Genomic DNA, 17,159 nt, shown 5'->3' with positions numbered 1-17,159 from the left:
TCTGAAGCTTGTCGTAAGAGGTGGACTAGCCATGCTCTACCTTGGTCAGAGTCCAGATTTACAATCAATAAATCCATGACAATTTTCGTTGTAGACTCTGCCATTATTCAGTCGGCGCAACCCAACGCCCACTGAATAATGGCAGCTAACTAGTCACACGGGCTTTCTTACTTATTCTTCGTCGTCTTGATATAAGTCAACTGCAACATCAGCAAAATCACTTTCTTCATCCTCAGCAGGTATGAAAGTGCTTGTAGCAGATGGATAAATACCTGCCTCACGAGCATCTGTTTCACTCTTAATATCAATTTTCCAGCCAGTTAGCTTTGCAGCTAAACGTGCATTTTGACCACGTTTACCAATTGCTAATGATAATTGATAGTCTGGTACGACAACCGTAGTAGATTTTTCTTCTTCATTTACTTGAACATCTAAAACCTTTGATGGGCTAAGTGCATTTGCTACAAAAACAACTGGATCTTCTGACCATTCAACGATATCGATTTTTTCGCCGTTTAATTCATTTACAATTGTTTGTACACGAGCGCCTTTTGCTCCTACACATGAACCTACTGGATCTACCTCTTCGTTATGTGCATGAACAGAAATTTTAGAACGATCTCCTGCTTCACGAGCAATTGATTTGATTTCTACAATACCTTCATAGATTTCAGGTACTTCCATCTCAAATAAGCGACGTAATAAACCAGGATGTGTACGTGAAACAATGACTTGTGGTCCGCGTGTTGTACGTTCAACCTTTGTAATATAGACCTTGATACGATCATGTGGACGATATGTTTCACCTTGAATTTGTTCGTTTTGTGGTAAGGCAGCCTCTACTTTTCCTAGACCTACGTAAATATTACGAGCATCTAGACGCTCAACTACACCAGTGACGATATCATCTTCACGATCCACATATTGCTCGTAAATTAGACCACGTTCTGCCTCACGTACACGTTGAGTAACAACTTGTTTCGCTGTTTGTGCGGCAATACGACCAAAGTTTCGTGGAGTCACTTCCTGTTCAACCACATCTTCTAACTGGTATGCAGGATTGATAGCCTTTGCATCTTCAACAGAAATTTCTAAACGGTCATCCTCTACCTCTTCAACAACATCTTTACGTGAAAAGACACGGATAGAGCCCTTATCTAAGTTTAGGTCAACACGGACATTTTGTGCTTGATTGAAGTTGCGTTTGTAAGCTGTAACTAATGCCGCTTCAATCGCTTCAATTAACACATCTCTTGAAATTCCTTTTTGTTCTTCTAGCGCATTGAGCGCATCTAACAAATCACTACTCATTTTGTTTTCACTCCTAAATATGCATTATGCTTAAAAATCGATAGCTAGTCGTGCCAATGCGATTTTTTCTTGTTCAACTGTTACTGTAATTTTACGCGTTTTAATGCGTACTTCTATCATTAATGTATGTTCATCATATGACGTTAAGTAGCCTTGGAATTCCTTCATGTCCTTGATGGGCTCATAGGTTTTAACATAAATAAATTTGCCAATCGCTTTTTCAAAATCAGCATCTTTTTTTAATGGACGTTCTGCTCCAGGTGAAGAAACTTCTAAATAATAGTTTTGTGTAATTGGATCATTTTCATCCAATAGCAAACTTAGTCGTTCACTAACTTGAGCACATTGTTCAATGTCAATTCCACCCTCAGGTGTATCCACATAAACACGTAAAAACCAGTTACGTCCTTCTTTTACGAACTCGACGTCCACTAACTCAAGATTCAACTCTTCAACAATCGGTTTGGCGAGCTCTTCAATTAAAGATGGTACTTTGCTCATTGTTTCCTCCTGTATCTATCAAATTCTGGCGTAATAAAACAGAAATTCCACCAGTAGCTTTGGTGAAATTTAACGGTCTTACCTGCTGTTAGTAAAAAATTTGTTTTGCTACGGTATAACAACAGAAAAGAGCGGGAAGGACCCACTCTTTTGCTGGAAAATTATCAACAAATTATTACCATAAGGATAGCATAGTTTACAGCACAATGCAAATTTCCTTTTTCTAGACATCTATTAGGCAAAGCAATAATTGTGTCTGGAATCTGAAATTTGTGCTTAATTTGTTCATAAATCAAATAAGTTATTCATTATTGATGGTGATGTCATTAGACTAACCGCTTCAATATTGAAGGACATTAGAAAAGTGATAGCTGATTGGCATCAGGCATCCCTTCTAAACAGCCCAATTGATCCATGTATTCTATTAATGTCTTGGATACACGACCACGTTGCTGTAAATCTTCCTTCGATAAAAATTCTCCGTCCTCACGTGCTACCACAATTTGTTTAGCAACGTTCGTACCGAGTCCAGGAATCGCATCGAACGGTGGAATTAAAGAGTTCCCCTCAATAACAAATTCACTTGCCTGCGAACGATATAAGTCCACCTTTTGGAAGTTCATGCCGCGCTCACACATTTCAAGTGCTAGTTCCATTACAGTTAATAGGTTTTTTTCTTTTGTTGAGGCATCTAAGCCTTTCATATTGATTTCATCAATTTTTGCACGAATCATTTGAGGGCCTTGTACCATGGCAATTAAATCAAAATCATCTGCACGTACTGTGAAATACGCCGCATAGTAAAGTATCGGGAAATGCACTTTAAACCACGCGATACGAACTGCCATTAAAACGTAAGCAGCGGCGTGGGCTTTCGGGAACATATATTTAATCTTTTTACATGATTCGATATACCAACCAGGTACCTTATTCGCTAGCATCTCTGCTTCGAATTCTTCTGATAATCCTTTCCCTTTACGCACAGACTCCATAATTTTAAACGCCAGTGACGGTTCTAGCCCTTGGTAAATTAAATACACCATAATATCGTCACGACAGCCAATTACTTCTTTCAGTACACATGTACCATTTTGAATTAATTCTTGTGCATTACCAAGCCACACGTCTGTTCCGTGTGAAAGTCCTGAAATTTGCACAAGCTCCGAAAATGTTGATGGCTTTGTATCTTCAAGCATTTGGCGTACAAAACGAGTACCAAATTCAGGAATTCCAAGTGTCCCTGTCTTACAGCCTATTTGTTTTTCTGTTACGCCTAAAGATTCTGGGGAACTAAAGATTTTCATAACGACTGGATCATCTGTTGGAATGGTTTTTGGATCTATTCCTGATAAATCCTGCAACATCCGAATCACAGTTGGATCATCGTGCCCTAGAATATCAAGTTTTAAAATATTATCGTGAATAGAATGGAAATCAAAGTGTGTTGTACGCCATTCAGCATCTTGTGCATCCGCAGGGAACTGCACTGGTGAGAAATCGTAAATATCCATATAGTCTGGTACTACGATAATTCCCCCAGGATGCTGTCCTGTTGTACGTTTTACGCCTGTACAACCTTGCACTAACCGATCTACCTCAGCACCACGGAAATGTAGGTTGTTATCATTAGCATAGCCCTTAACGTAGCCATACGCTGTTTTCTCTGCAACTGTACCGATTGTCCCAGCACGATATACATAATCTTCACCGAATAAAACCTTCGTGTAGTTATGAGCTTGTGGTTGATATTCACCAGAAAAATATGACGATAGGTAAGCATTTGATATTATCTCTAGCTTTTCCCCCGTCCCACACCGTACGTGACCCTTTCGGCGTCATACGGCGTTCCATCGTTAACTTTGTTGAAATTTATAAACTAAGCTTTGGATTTCCTACTTCCGTTCTTAGTTCGTTTATTTTATTTATTGCTTTCTTTTCGAATCGAGCTAACTTCTTTACATAATCTTTATTAGCAAGCGGGTCTTTCGTATGAACAAGCATATGATAACTCCTATTGATAATAATCAAGTTATCATAGTCATCAGTTCCACCGTGAGCTGTCGGCTTAATATGATGACAAACGGCTTGATGCGGAGTAAGTCTTTCTCCTGTTATACCGCAACTTCCTTTTTGAGCCACATATTTGCTAAGGCGATTATTTTCATACAAAACACTTTTAGCTTTATATATTCCTTTACGAAACATCTCAATTTCACGAACAGACACATGTTTTAAATCTTTATGAATTGAGGACCTGTCTTTCTCATTGTAAATCGTAAATTCAGGCTTTCTCTGTCCTCGTATATCATGTCGAATTGCTTCAATAGGATATACCAGCAATCCATTACTTTTAAATCTTTGATAATTGTAATCCCCATAAAATTTATCAATGACGTTGTTTGTTTCCTTCGTTTTCACGAATATGTTTCTAAACATCAATGATTTGATGTTCGGATGAATTAGATGTCTTATATCATTAAAGTCTTGGGATATTCTTGTTGCAATCTTGTAATAGTTATGCAGTCCAAGAATATTTGCATTAAAGTTCATCACTTTTTCTGGAGTAGGACTTTTTCTAAGTTTAACTAACTGATGCCTTATAACCCCTCGCACTTTTTCTTTTGCTTTTGGGTCCATTTTCGAATTTACAATATAACCTGTTTTAGCATTCCCTTTTTGAACAGCCCTAAATCGTATCCCTAAAAAATCTGTACCATTTTTACGTAGATTTGTGATTTTACTTTTTTCTTCACTTACCTCAAGCCCTAGTCGTTCTTTTAGCCATTTTTCAACAGCTATTTTAATCTTTCGAGCGTTTTCATAAGAGTTTGTGAAGATTTTAAAATCATCTGCGTATCTGACAAGGTACATAGGCTTTAACCTTGTTTTCTTTAGAGCATCCGTTTTATTTCTTTTCAGTTTATATGGTACTTTCGTTGACTTTGTTTCCCACTGGTTCGATATCCACCAATCTAATTCGTTCAACACTACGTTAGCAAGTAGTGGGGATAAGATACCACCTTGTGGAGTACCCTTTGTCGGAATACCTTCACCTGTAATTTCAGCTTTTAGCATCTTTTTAATAATAGTTAAAACTTTTTTGTCCCTTATACCAATTGTCCATAATTGCCTCATTAGCTTTTTATGATTAACGTTATCAAAAAATCCTTTTATATCTACATCGACCACAAAATGCTGATGGCTATGATTAACCAGATGGTAACATCTTGCTAATGCATCATGTGTGCTTCTTTTGGGTCTGAATCCGTAGCTTTGAGGAGGAACCTGGCTTCTACAATCGGCTCCAACACTTGTAGGAGCATTTGCTGAATCAATCTATCTTCAATTGTTGGAATTCCAAGTGGTCTCATTTTTCCGTTTGGCTTTGGAATAAACAACCTTCGAACCGAATGTGGTGTGTAGTTTTCAAGTCTTTTTCTTATTATCCTTACTAGCTCATCGACATTCATTTTGTTTAAATGTTTAATTGTGTGTCCGTTTGTTCCTTTCGTTTTACTACCTGTATTACTTTTTAGGTTTCGAAAGGCAAGTAAGATATTTTCTTCAGAAATTATCAACTTATAAATATCTGTAAAGTATCGACCCTTTTCGCTTTCTTTAAAGAGATTATCAAATGTCTCTTGTAAGCCAAAATATTCGTTATTTCTTAGCTTTTGAATCATTAAGTCAGCCAACTAATCACTTCCTTTACGAAGTTTTCGTTCTCTATAGTCATACACGAATCTGACTTTTGTAGGTTTTGTTTCAACGTTAACGACTTGTGCCCTTCCCTCTGAAATGTTTTTCCCTCCGACTTATTGGTTATTCAGTCATCAACAGCATCTCTTCATCAGTACTACGGCACTACTGCCACTCCTTTAAAGTATGTTATAGCGATTTGCCTTTTCATACACCGTCGTCATTGAAGTGCAACCTTCTCTTACGTTAGGAGCTTCACACGTTCCACTATTTCTATCTGTACATAATTCCCGTAGGTTCCCTCTAAATTCCGCTAGGCTAGATTGTGCCTGTAACACAATATGGATTTTCATAACCTAACACTTACTCATCCACACCTAGAAGTCCTCACTGGACCCCGTAGCATTTCTACTACGTGACATTCACGAAAAGTCAGTCGAGGGTTCGTCTCGATTATTCTACCGCTTCTAACCATAGGAATTTTATAGACGCCAGACCTATCATTCACAAGAGATTTTTATCCCTCTTTCCACAGCCGAATTGTTTGGGTGAACTTCAGCCTACTTTAACGAGCTTCAAACGTTTTTGGTGTTTGCAATACCGTTCACGCTTGTCGTAGCTTCAGCGAGTGTGTTTCAAGGCGTTACTCTGTCATTCCACACTTCGAAATAGCAGTTCTACCAACTAAGGTGGTTAACCTTTTCAGTTAACAACGTGTCGCACTCAAATCGATATCAGGTACCTTATCACCTTTAAAGCCAAGGAACGTTTCGAATGGAATATCCTGACCATCCTTTTTATAAGGTGTACTGCATTCTGTACAATCTTTATTTGGTAAGTCAAAACCAGAGCTTACTGAACCATCATCAAAAAACTCGGAATGCTTACAATTTGGACAAACATAATGAGGTGGAAGTGGATTTACTTCAGTAATCTCCATAAAAGTTGCCACTAATGAAGATCCTACCGAACCACGAGAACCTACTAAATAACCATCCGCTAATGACTTTTTCACAAGCTTCGCAGAAATTAAGTAAATTACACCGAAACCATGTCCTAAAATTGACTTTAATTCCTTTTCAATTCGGGCTTTCACGATTTCTGGTAGCTCTTCTCCATATATATGATGAGCCATTTCATACGTTAAATTTGTTACCTCATCATCAGAGCCTTCAATTTTCGGTGTATATAAATCATCTTTAATTGGCTTAACATCACCAATCATATCGGCGACTTTTTGTGAGTTTGTCACAACTACTTCTTTCGCAAGATCTGGTCCTAAAAAGTCAAATTCCTCAAGCATTTCATCAGTCGTTCTAAAATGAACCTCAGGCAGCTTCGATCTATTTAAAATGTTGGCACCACCTTGAGAGCCGATTAGTATTTGTCTGAACTTCCCGTCTATCGGATCTAAATAATGCACATTACCAGTTGCTACAACAGGTTTATCGATCTTCTTCCCTAGCTTCACTAACTTGCGAATAATATCTTCAAGTGTCCATTCATCACGTACGACATTGCGCTCAATTAACGGTGCGTACACTGCTTTAGGTTGAACTTCAATGTAATCATAAAATCTCGCAACTTGCTCTGCTTCCTCGGGGGATTTATTCATCATGGTTTCAAATAATTCACCGTTGCTACAACCTGATCCTACTAATAAACCTTCTCTATATTGCTCTAGAACTGCTCGTGTTACGCGAGGTACACGATAGAAAGTTTTTGTATGGGCGTGTGTGACTATTTTAAATAAATTTTTTAGTCCAGCATTATCTACTGCTAATATTGTGCAGTGCATTGGTCGTCCCTTTTTATAAGCATCTCCACCACCAATATGCTTATTAAAGTCATCATGGTATTTAATATCTAATTCATCTGCATCTTTTAACAGCTGTAAAAGCAAGTAACCTGTTGCTTCTGTATCATAAATAGCTCGGTGATGCTGGGTTAAATCAATATTGAATTTTTTACAAAGTGTATTTAAACGATGGTTTTTCATCGTTGGATAAAGCAATCTGGCAAGCTCCAACGTATCAATAACAGGATGAATTGTTCCCTCTAGCCCAAATTTTTTATAGCCTGTGTATAAAAAGCCAATATCAAACGATGCATTGTGGGCTACGACAATACAATCTCCAATAAATGCATGGAACTCCTTAATGACTTGCTCCACTTCAGGCGCATTTCGTACCATATCATCTGTAATGCCTGTCAATTCAATAGTCGTCGCTGACAATGGGTGATGTGGATTGGCAAAGCTTTCGTATTTGTCGATCACATTTCCATCTTTAATCTTAACTGCAGCAAGCTCAATAATCGTATCGTAAGCAGTAGATAGACCTGTCGTCTCTACGTCAAACACGACATAGGTAGCATCAGCTAATAATTGGTGCTCAGGAGCATAAGCAATCGGTACACCATCGTCTACTAAATTAGCTTCCAAGCCATAAATAACTTTTATTCCATGCTTTTTCCCTGCTGCATAAGCATCTGGGAAGGATTGCACAACAGCATGGTCGGTAATAGCCACGGCTGGGTGACCCCATTTTGCAGCCTGTGCAACAAGTCGATCAACTGGTGTCACAGCATCCATTTGACTCATTGGTGTATGCAAATGCAATTCTACTCGTTTCTCTCCCTCTGGTGCCTTGTCCTGTCGTGTTGCTTTTTTGATTTCATTGATATCATTTGCCATAACGATTAAATCACGAATGAATGTGTCAGTTTGTACGGAGCCTCGGACCTTTACCCACATACCCTTTTTCAAATGTTGCATAAGTTCCGCATCATCATTATCACGTGAGAACATTTTTACAACGATGGAATCCGTATAGTCGGTAATTTTAATTTGTAATAAAGAACGGCCGCTTTTTAGTTCTTTAACTTCTGTATCAAAAACAAATCCTTCAATAATAACACGGCGTTCTTCTTCAACAATGCGTTTAATTTCCATAGTTTCATCGTCTTTAATTAACATACCGAGCTGAAATGGACGGTCACCAAGGTTAGCAAGAGCTGGATTTTCTTTCTTCTCTTTCTCACGTTTTTGGTAATCTTGTATCGCTTGCTGGGATAAAGCTGCCTCCTCTAAACGCTTCTGTTCCACGAAAGCTTCCTGTGCTGCAATCATTTCTTCCGATTGATCTTGAAGAACAAAGTCTATCACAATGTGTGGAAAGCCGAATTGACTATAGCTTTCAGAAAGCTTTTCTGCATACTTTGTTTTCAACATCATAAATTCCATTTCTTGCATGCAGGATAATGTGATTTTTTGCCCATTCCACATTGGCATTTGCGATACGAGACAATTTTTTAAAGTTGGCGCCATCTCATCTATTTGCTCTACTACAGTTAACCAATATCCTTGGACAAGCTCCTCCGTAACATTTTTTTCTACCGTATCAAAAGTGGTGTGAATTTGAGCGATAGCTGAAAATTTTTCAGTCAAACGAGTACGAAAAAGTTGGTATAGCGGAAAAGGGAGTATATCTCGTAATTTAATGGTAAAATTCCACAGCCTGTTTTTTTTGTGTACCGTTAGCCGTGATAATTCACCTTCTTCAAAAAAGGACATATACACATCATCTGTTAACTCTAGTTGCTGCAAGAACATTTGAAACCTCATTCTTGCTTCTTGTTGCTGTTCCAATCTATTGACACCTACTTTCAGTAAGAGGCAGTATCAATGCCCCTTATTTTATTTCCTTACCAACAACTTACGATTAAAATTCGAAGAAAAAAATTCGCTACCTTTTCTCGGGTTATCTACAAGCTATAAAATCATGCTTGGCTCGCTGTCCCCGAGGAGTGGTGCGAATTTTCTTTAATACCATTTAATCCTTTTTGGGACAAGCCGTTCTAAAGGAGTTAATTTTTGCGGAAAAATTCATTTAAGCGATCAATGACCTCTTCTTTTTTCCATTCAAACGTTTCACCTGTTTGACGGAATTTCACTTCAACAATACCTTCAGTTGCTTTTTTACCTACTGTTACACGGACAGGTAATCCAATTAAATCAGCATCTGCAAATTTAACCCCTGCGCGTTCAGCACGGTCATCTAATAGCACGTCATAACGGTATGATTTCAATAAGCCATACAGCTCATCAGCTAAGGCTACTTGTGTTTCATCCTTTGTATTAACAGGTACAACATGAATATCATATGGCGATAATTGTGTTGGCCAAATAAAACCATTTTCATCTTGGAAATGCTCAGCTACAGCAGCTAAAATACGTGATACACCAATACCGTAGCAGCCCATAATGAATGGCTGTGTCTTCCCTTGTTCGTCTAAGAATGTACCATTCATTTTTGCAGAGTAAGTTGTTCCTAATTTAAAAATATGTCCAACCTCGATACCTTCTGCAAATTTGATAGTACCTTGCCCATCTGGAGATGGATCTCCCACTTGAATAAAACGAATATCTAAGTATTCATTTACTGCAAAATCACGCTCTGGATTAACGCTTACTAAGTGGAATCCATCCTCATTTGCACCAGCTACACCGTTACGGATTGATTTAATAGCATTGTCAGCTACTACTTTTATGTCTACTGGTAATTTAACAGGACCAATTGAACCAACTCCGCAACCTAATAAATTACGGATTGCCTCTTCACTTGCAAGTTCAACAGAATCAGCATTAAGCGCATTTTTCAGTTTAATATCATTAATTTCGTGATCTCCGCGAGCAAGTACCACAACTAATTCACCATCAACGTCAAACACTAATGATTTAATAACAGTTGAAGGCTCAACATTTAAGTAAGCCGATACTTCTTCGATTGTTTTTTGATCAGGTGTTGCCACTTTTTCTAGGTCTTTTAATGCTTCATCTGATGGTTGATAGTCTACAAGAACTTCTGCCATTTCGATGTTCGCAGCATAGTTAGACGTGTCAGAATAGGCAATTGTATCTTCTCCAATTTCTGAAAGCACCATAAATTCATGTGTACCTTTACCACCGATTGAGCCTGCATCTGCAATAACTGCACGGTAGTTTAAACCAAGACGAGAGAAAATATTTGAATAGGCACGATACATATCATCATATGTTTCATCTAAGCTTTCACGTGTTGCATGGAAAGAATATGCATCTTTCATAATAAACTCTCTGCCTCGTAGCAAACCAAAGCGAGGACGTTTTTCATCACGGAATTTAGTTTGAATTTGATAAAGTGTTAACGGTAACTTTTTATATGATTTAATTTCATCACGTACTAAAGTTGTAATCACTTCTTCATGTGTTGGTCCTAATGCAAAATCGCGATCATGACGGTCTTTCAAACGCATTAATTCTGGTCCGTATTTTTCCCAGCGACCTGATTCCTGCCAAAGTTCCGCAGATTGTAACGCAGGCATTAAAAGCTCAATTGAATTGATTGCTTCCATTTCTTCACGAATAATATTTTCTATTTTTGTCAACACACGTTTTGCAAGAGGTAAATACGAGTATACCCCACTTGTATTTTGACGAATAAACCCTGCACGTAGTAATTGCTTATGTGATTTTACTTCTGCATCAGCAGGTACTTCACGTAGCGTTGGGATTAATGTTTTACTTTGCTTCATTCAGTGTTCCACCTTTTTTTAATAAATATGTTTTTATACTCTAATTAGCATAAACAAATTTAGCTTTGAGCGCAATGTTTCAAAAAAATTGCGCTCAAAGCTATTTTTTCAATCAGTTTTCACCTTGGCGGTCATTGTGATATTCGCTAGGGCTTTTTCTAAATTATGTTTTACTTGATAATTTAGTTAAAAGAAAAATCGTTGTATATCGTTCCATGTAACGATGACCATTAAAATCATTAATAGTACGATACCTACAAAATGCACAAGACCCTCTTTTTGTCGATCAATTGGCTTACCACGTAATGCTTCGTAGCCGAAGAATAATAGACGACCACCATCAAGTGCTGGGAGCGGTAGTAAGTTCATAATTCCAAGGTTAATACTTAACATTGCAGCCCAATTCATTAAATTCATGAATCCATATTGAGCTACTGCTTCTGTAGCTTTATAAATGCCAACTGGACCTGATAGCGCATCTATCGTGAATTTACCGGTAACTAACATACCTAGCAACTCAAATATTCGAACCGTCATATTATAGGTTTCTTGAGCGCCATAAACAACTGCCTTCAATGGATTAAATTCACGTGGGCTCTCGTACTTAACACCAATTTGACCATACGTCTCACCCGTATTTTCATCTGTCATTGCTTTAACCGTCATTGGAAGATTTTTTGTTTGTCCATCTCGTTCAATTGTTACATTAATTGTTTCACCTGGACGATCTTGTACATTTCCAGCCAAATCTTGCCATTTTTCAACCGCTTGTCCGTCGATGGCAGTTACTTTATCGCCGGCAACCATTCCTGCTTGTGCAGCTGGATCATTTGCTACAACTTCTGTTATGATTGGCTCATACGTAGGTACCCCATAAAATAATCCAATTAGCAAATAAATAACAAAAGCTAAAATAAAGTTAAACAATGGACCTGCAAAGATTGTCATGGCACGTTGACCAACCGTTTTAGCGTTAAATTGACGGTCATATGGTGCAATTAACGTTTCTCTACCGTTTTCTACGAGCATACAATCTCTTGCAACATTGTAACGAACTAAATTTTCTTCTTCATCATAACCTTCTACAAACAATTCTTTTTCTAAATCGGCACGCTCAACTTCTAAAAATAATAAATCTGGTAATTGCTTATTATTTTGATTGAAAATAATTTTCTTCACCACATTATCTTCATCTACAATAAGCCCTACGCGGTAGCCCGGCTGTAATTCGGCGCCATCCATGTCTTCACCAGCCATACGAACGTATCCACCAATCGGCAATAAGCGTATCGTATAGATTGTTTCACCATGTGTTTTCCCATAAATTTTTGGTCCCATACCAATTGCGAATTCTCGAACCATGATTCCTGCGCGTTTCGCAAACAAGAAGTGACCGAATTCATGGAAGAATACGAGTAGGCCAAATATTAAAATAAATGCAATAGCTGTTTGCATAATACCCCACCTTTAAAAGCGAATAGTTAACGATATCTTCTCTCGTTATTTTACCATGTCTAACACTGTTTTTCTTGTTTCACCATCTACATGTAAAATTGTTTGCAAATCTGGCACTAATATGTTGTTATGTGCCTGCATTACACGCTCAATCGTTTCGTCAATTTCAAGGAATGTTATGTGCCCTTGTAAAAATGCTGCAACTGCCGCTTCATTCGCCGCATTCATCGCCGTTAAAATTGTGCCGCCTGTACGCCCAGCCTCATAAGCTAAACGCAATGCTGGATAACGTTCAAAATCCATTTCTTTAAAATGTAACTGACCAATTTGTGCTAAATTAAGTCGTTGTCCGTTATGTAGCGGCATACGATTTGGGTAGCTTAAGGCATATTGAATAGGTACACGCATGTCCGGTGTACCTAGCTGTGCAATGACACTAGTATCATGATACTCAACTAAGGAGTGAATAATACTTTCTCTATGCAAAAGTACATCAATTTTATCATATGGCATATCGAATAAGACATGTGCTTCAATGACTTCTAGCCCTTTATTCATCATTGTAGCTGAATCTATCGTTATTTTCGCACCCATTGACCAGTTCGGGTGATTTAGTGCATCTGCAACTGTTACATGCTTCAATTCCTCACGTGTTTTGTCACGGAAACTACCACCAGAAGCTGTAATGATTAAACGTTCAATATTTTTCGGATTCTCACCATTCATCGATTGGAAAATTGCGGAATGCTCACTATCAACCGGCAAAATTGTAGCATTATATTTCTTTGCCTCCGCCATTACTAAATGTCCAGCAGTGACAAGTGTCTCTTTATTGGCAATTGCAATGGTTTTGCCCATACGAATTGCGCCTAATGTCGATTCTAGACCAACACTCCCAAGAACAGCGTTTACAAGCACCGTTGAATCAGGGTGTGTAGCCACCTCTACTAGTCCTTTTGCTCCAAACGTAAAATGGACTTGTGGATATTCCTTAGCGAGCGTAAGTGCATCTTCCTCTAATTGAACAGATACTAGCTCAGGCTTCAAAGTTTCGATCATTTCACGAGTTTTATCGATGTTTTTTCCAGAAGAAAAGGCCACTAAATGAAAGGCTTCACGTTGTTCTTTTAAAATATCATAGGTTTGCCAACCGATTGAACCAGTTGCACCAAGTAAACTTATTTTTTTCACGACAAATTGTCCCCTTTTTCTATCTAAGCAAATAAAAATGTACGATATAGAGTAATGCGTCTATTGTTCTTAGTTACCGAAAAGATGTAAAAAATGTAGTAATGGCACAACGAATAATAGACTATCAAAACGGTCTAAAATACCACCATGCCCAGGCAAAATATTACCTGAATCCTTGACGTCAAAATGACGCTTTATAGCTGATTCCACTAAATCGCCCATTTGACCAATAATTGAGGCAAAGATTGTCACGAAAATAAGTGAAACATAACTATTCATAAATGGATAAATTGCTTGCATTCCGATAGCAAAGATCACCGCAATGACAATCCCACCTACAAAGCCCTCTACGGTTTTCTTAGGTGAAATTTCAGGCCATAGCTTATTTTTACCTAGCTTTCTTCCTACAAAGTATGCGCCTGAGTCAGTTGTCCAAACAACTAGCAAACAGTAGACAACATATTCAAGACCGACATTTCTTGTTTCATTTAAATAATGAAAGCCTAAGCCAACATAAAACGCACCTAATAAAATAAAAGCAACTTCATCAAATGTTATTTTATTTTTCACAAGGACTACGTATATGAGCAATAACATCATAAGTCCATAAACAACCATTAGCGTGGACGAATAGCCAATTGCCTCTACGATTTCACTAGACCAGTCCTTTGGTATAACAAGCAATATTAATGTTAGTAGCCCTAAAAAGCCAGGCACTGAAAAAAGTGAAATACCTTTCATTTTTAGTATTTCATAAAAGCCAACAACAGCCATTGCAAGTACAAGTAGTGTAAATGGCACTTTTCCATAAATAACGAATGGAATAAATAGCGCTCCTGCAATTATTGCTGTGATAATTCGTTGTTTCAAGTTGTTTCTTCTCCCTTCAGCCCACCGTAACGGCGATTACGTTTCTGATAGTTTTCCACCGCTTCCAGTAAGTTTTCCTCACTAAAATCTGGCCACAATGTATTTGTAAACCAAAATTCTGTATAAGCGAGCTGCCATAACATAAAGTTGCTTAATCGTACTTCACCACTTGTACGAATTAACAAATCTGGCTCTGGCAGATGGGCCGTCATTAAATGAGATGTCAAGCATTCTTCTGTTATGTCTTCCATCGTTAATTGACCGTCTTGCACTTTTTGAAGCATTGTTTTCATGGCGCCAACCATTTCTGAACGACTCCCATAATTCAAAGCAAAATTTAAAATTAATCCTGTATTATGCTTCGTTTCCTCCATCGCCTCATACAATGCTTTTTGTGTATGCGCAGGCAACAAAGATGAATCGCCGATCATTTCAACACGTACATTGCGTTCCATCATTTCAGGTAAAAAGGAACCTAAAAATTCAACAGGTAAACGCATTAGAAAATCGACCTCTGTTTTTGGTCGTTTCCAATTCTCCGTAGAGAACGCGTACACCGTTAAAACTTTAATACCTAGATCTGATGCAAATCTAGTTACCTTTCGTACCGTCTTCATACCTTCATGGTGTCCAGCAACACGTGGCATGGCACGTTTCTTCGCCCAACGTCCATTTCCGTCCATAATAATCGCTACATGGGCAGGAATCGGCTCGTTTTTAGCATGGGCAACACGTTCCTCCAATGATAGTGTATCCATTTTTATTTGTTTACCTAATAGCTTTTTAAACATGCTAACTCCCCCACTACAACTAATCGGACGTATTCTAACCTATCATAACAAACAAAAGCGCTTTTTGTCTTTTTTTTCTCTCTAAATTGACTATGTATGAACTATCTTATTTTAGAACAACAAATTTATAAAGAAAAGCCTGTAAAGAAGTCCGTTAATTGTATCACACCATCTAAGAAGACTTATTCCGAGGCATTTTCCTCAAATCGCGTTAAAAACAGTTCCTCTTAAATCCTAAGCAAAAATAGATGATAGGTTATTTTCATTAAAACTAAATATATTCTGTTACATAATAATTTAACAGTAAAGAGAAAAGACGTCCTGTTATTTATAGGACGCCTTCATCTCATTAAAAAGTTCCATCATAGACATGCAAATTGAGTTTTTTACACTTCTAGAATTTCTTTTTCTTTGTCTTTCGTTACTTGGTCTACCTTTACAATGAAATCATCCGTTAATTTTTGAATATCTTCACCGTAGCCACGTAGATCATCTTCTGTGATTTCGCCAGCTTTTTCAAGTTTTTTCAGATCATCATTGGCATCGCGACGAACGTTACGTACAGCGATTTTTGCATCTTCTGCTTCTTTTTTCACTTGCTTCACAAGATCTTTACGACGTTCTTCTGTTAAAGCAGGAATCATTAAACGAATGACAGAACCATCGTTTGTTGGTGTAATACCAATATCTGATTTCATAATTGCTTTTTCAATTTCACCTAAAATCGTTTTATCGTAAGGTGCAATAACTAATAAACGCGCTTCTGGTACCGAAACACCTGCAAGCTGATTAATTGGTGTTGGTGCACCATAATATTCAACTGAAATGCGATCTAATAGCGATGCATTTGCACGCCCTGCACGGATTGAAGATAATTCACGTGTGAAAGCAGCGATTGTTTTGTTCATTTTTTCTTTAGTTTGTTCTAAAATTTGTTTAGCCATTATGCATTCCTCCTAACAACAGTTCCAATTTTTTCACCTTGTACGGCACGTTTAATATTACCTGGTTCCGTAATCGAGAAGACAATTAACGGAATATCGTTATCCATACATAAAGTTGAAGCTGTAGAATCCATTACTTGTAAACCTTGTTGAATAACGTCTAAATATGTGAGTGTATCGTATTTAATGGCAGTTGTGTCTACCTTTGGATCTGCAGAATAAACACCATCTACATTATTTTTTGCCATTAAAATTGCATCTGCGTCGATTTCTGCTGCTCGTAATGCTGCAGTAGTATCAGTAGAGAAGAACGGGTTACCTGTACCTGCCGCAAAAATTACAACTCGTTTTTTCTCTAGATGACGAACTGCTTTACGACGAATGTAAGGCTCTGCTACTTGTGTCATCACGATGGAAGATTGTACACGTGTTTCAATCCCTAATTTTTCAAGAGCATCTTGTAACGCTAAGGAGTTCATAACTGTTGCTAGCATACCCATATAATCGGCTGCTGCACGATCCATGCCCATTTCGCTACCAATTTTTCCACGCCATATGTTACCGCCACCAACAACAACAGCAACTTCTACATCAAGATCTACTACTTCTTTCACTTCTTCTGCAACAGCCTTGATTATTTTTGGTGATAAACCGAAGCCCGCCTCTCCAGCTAACGCTTCACCACTTAATTTTATAACTACTCGTTTATATTGTGGCACACTCATTGTAAACCTCCATCAGACTTTATTTAAAACATCTCTATTCCCTTTTCCATTATAATATATATAACAATAATTGCTAGTTGTGAATAAGGCAAAATAGG

The 17,159-nt window shown here is 37.9% G+C and carries 11 protein-coding genes and 2 pseudogenes; all 13 read right to left on the bottom strand.

Annotation, left to right across the window (positions count from 1 at the left end; all coding sequences use genetic code 11):
* Window positions 1-171: 171 nt before the first annotated feature.
* The 13 genes and pseudogenes from nusA to pyrH all read right to left on the bottom strand — a co-directional run bounded on the left by nusA (window position 172) and on the right by pyrH (window position 17,061).
* On the bottom strand, window positions 172-1,311 hold the full coding sequence (gene nusA, locus AB9L17_RS05885) for a transcription termination factor NusA (RefSeq protein WP_068983120.1): 1,140 nt from the start codon (window positions 1,309-1,311) through the stop codon (window positions 172-174).
* A 30-nt stretch (window positions 1,312-1,341) separates the two neighbouring features.
* Window positions 1,342-1,812: a ribosome maturation factor RimP gene (gene rimP, locus AB9L17_RS05880; protein WP_223552621.1), complete on the bottom strand. Its 471-nt coding sequence runs from the start codon at window positions 1,810-1,812 to the stop codon at window positions 1,342-1,344.
* Window positions 1,813-2,168: 356 nt separating this feature from the next.
* Window positions 2,169-3,572, bottom strand: a pseudogene (locus tag AB9L17_RS05875) (PolC-type DNA polymerase III); the annotation flags it as partial.
* Between the two features lie 109 nt (window positions 3,573-3,681).
* On the bottom strand, window positions 3,682-5,148 hold the full coding sequence (locus AB9L17_RS05870) for a reverse transcriptase domain-containing protein (RefSeq protein ID WP_375200762.1): 1,467 nt from the start codon (window positions 5,146-5,148) through the stop codon (window positions 3,682-3,684).
* Complete coding sequence (locus tag AB9L17_RS05865; RefSeq protein ID WP_375200194.1) at window positions 5,043-5,507, bottom strand: hypothetical protein; 465 nt, start codon at window positions 5,505-5,507, stop codon at window positions 5,043-5,045. The genes AB9L17_RS05870 and AB9L17_RS05865 overlap by 106 nt, the downstream gene beginning before the upstream one ends.
* 725 nt (window positions 5,508-6,232) lie before the next feature.
* Window positions 6,233-9,160, bottom strand: a pseudogene (locus AB9L17_RS05860) (PolC-type DNA polymerase III); the annotation flags it as partial.
* 218 nt (window positions 9,161-9,378) lie between these two features.
* Window positions 9,379-11,085, bottom strand: coding sequence for a proline--tRNA ligase (locus AB9L17_RS05855; RefSeq protein ID WP_068983122.1), 1,707 nt, complete (start codon window positions 11,083-11,085; stop codon window positions 9,379-9,381).
* Window positions 11,086-11,271: 186 nt separating this feature from the next.
* Window positions 11,272-12,540, bottom strand: coding sequence for an RIP metalloprotease RseP (gene rseP / locus AB9L17_RS05850; RefSeq protein WP_068983123.1), 1,269 nt, complete (start codon window positions 12,538-12,540; stop codon window positions 11,272-11,274).
* A gap of 45 nt (window positions 12,541-12,585) precedes the next feature.
* Window positions 12,586-13,731, bottom strand: a complete 1,146-nt coding sequence (dxr, locus tag AB9L17_RS05845) for a 1-deoxy-D-xylulose-5-phosphate reductoisomerase (RefSeq protein ID WP_375200193.1) — start codon at window positions 13,729-13,731, stop codon at window positions 12,586-12,588.
* Between the two features lie 69 nt (window positions 13,732-13,800).
* Window positions 13,801-14,601, bottom strand: coding sequence for a phosphatidate cytidylyltransferase (locus tag AB9L17_RS05840; RefSeq protein ID WP_068983125.1), 801 nt, complete (start codon window positions 14,599-14,601; stop codon window positions 13,801-13,803).
* Window positions 14,598-15,392 carry an isoprenyl transferase gene (locus tag AB9L17_RS05835; protein ID WP_068983126.1) on the bottom strand — a complete coding sequence of 265 codons (795 nt, stop codon included), beginning with the start codon at window positions 15,390-15,392 and terminating at the stop codon, window positions 14,598-14,600. The genes AB9L17_RS05840 and AB9L17_RS05835 overlap by 4 nt, the downstream gene beginning before the upstream one ends.
* A 386-nt stretch (window positions 15,393-15,778) precedes the next feature.
* Window positions 15,779-16,336, bottom strand: coding sequence for a ribosome recycling factor (frr, locus tag AB9L17_RS05830; protein WP_223552614.1), 558 nt, complete (start codon window positions 16,334-16,336; stop codon window positions 15,779-15,781).
* Window positions 16,336-17,061 (bottom strand): UMP kinase, encoded by a 726-nt coding sequence (pyrH, locus tag AB9L17_RS05825; RefSeq protein ID WP_223552612.1) that lies wholly within the window; start codon window positions 17,059-17,061, stop codon window positions 16,336-16,338. Before pyrH ends, frr begins: the two co-directional genes overlap by 1 nt.
* Window positions 17,062-17,159: the final 98 nt, after the last annotated feature.

The sequence above is a fragment of the Lysinibacillus sp. RS11 genome (genome assembly GCF_042019215.1).
Classification (GTDB): Bacteria; Bacillota; Bacilli; order Bacillales_A; family Planococcaceae; genus Lysinibacillus; species Lysinibacillus xylanilyticus_A.
This window is presented reverse-complemented; position numbering and strand designations above follow the sequence as displayed.

Excerpts from the sequence above, each read along its gene's own strand:
- rimP (WP_223552621.1), bottom strand. The coding sequence starts at position 1,812 with ATGAGCAAAGTACCATCTTTAATTGAAGAGCTCGCCAAACCGATTGTT.
- frr (WP_223552614.1), bottom strand. The coding sequence starts at position 16,336 with ATGGCTAAACAAATTTTAGAACAAACTAAAGAAAAAATGAACAAAACA.
- pyrH (WP_223552612.1), bottom strand. The coding sequence starts at position 17,061 with ATGAGTGTGCCACAATATAAACGAGTAGTTATAAAATTAAGTGGTGAA.
- AB9L17_RS05835 (WP_068983126.1), bottom strand. The coding sequence starts at position 15,392 with ATGTTTAAAAAGCTATTAGGTAAACAAATAAAAATGGATACACTATCA.
- AB9L17_RS05855 (WP_068983122.1), bottom strand. The coding sequence starts at position 11,085 with ATGAAGCAAAGTAAAACATTAATCCCAACGCTACGTGAAGTACCTGCT.
- rseP (WP_068983123.1), bottom strand. The coding sequence starts at position 12,540 with ATGCAAACAGCTATTGCATTTATTTTAATATTTGGCCTACTCGTATTC.
- nusA (WP_068983120.1), bottom strand. The coding sequence starts at position 1,311 with ATGAGTAGTGATTTGTTAGATGCGCTCAATGCGCTAGAAGAACAAAAA.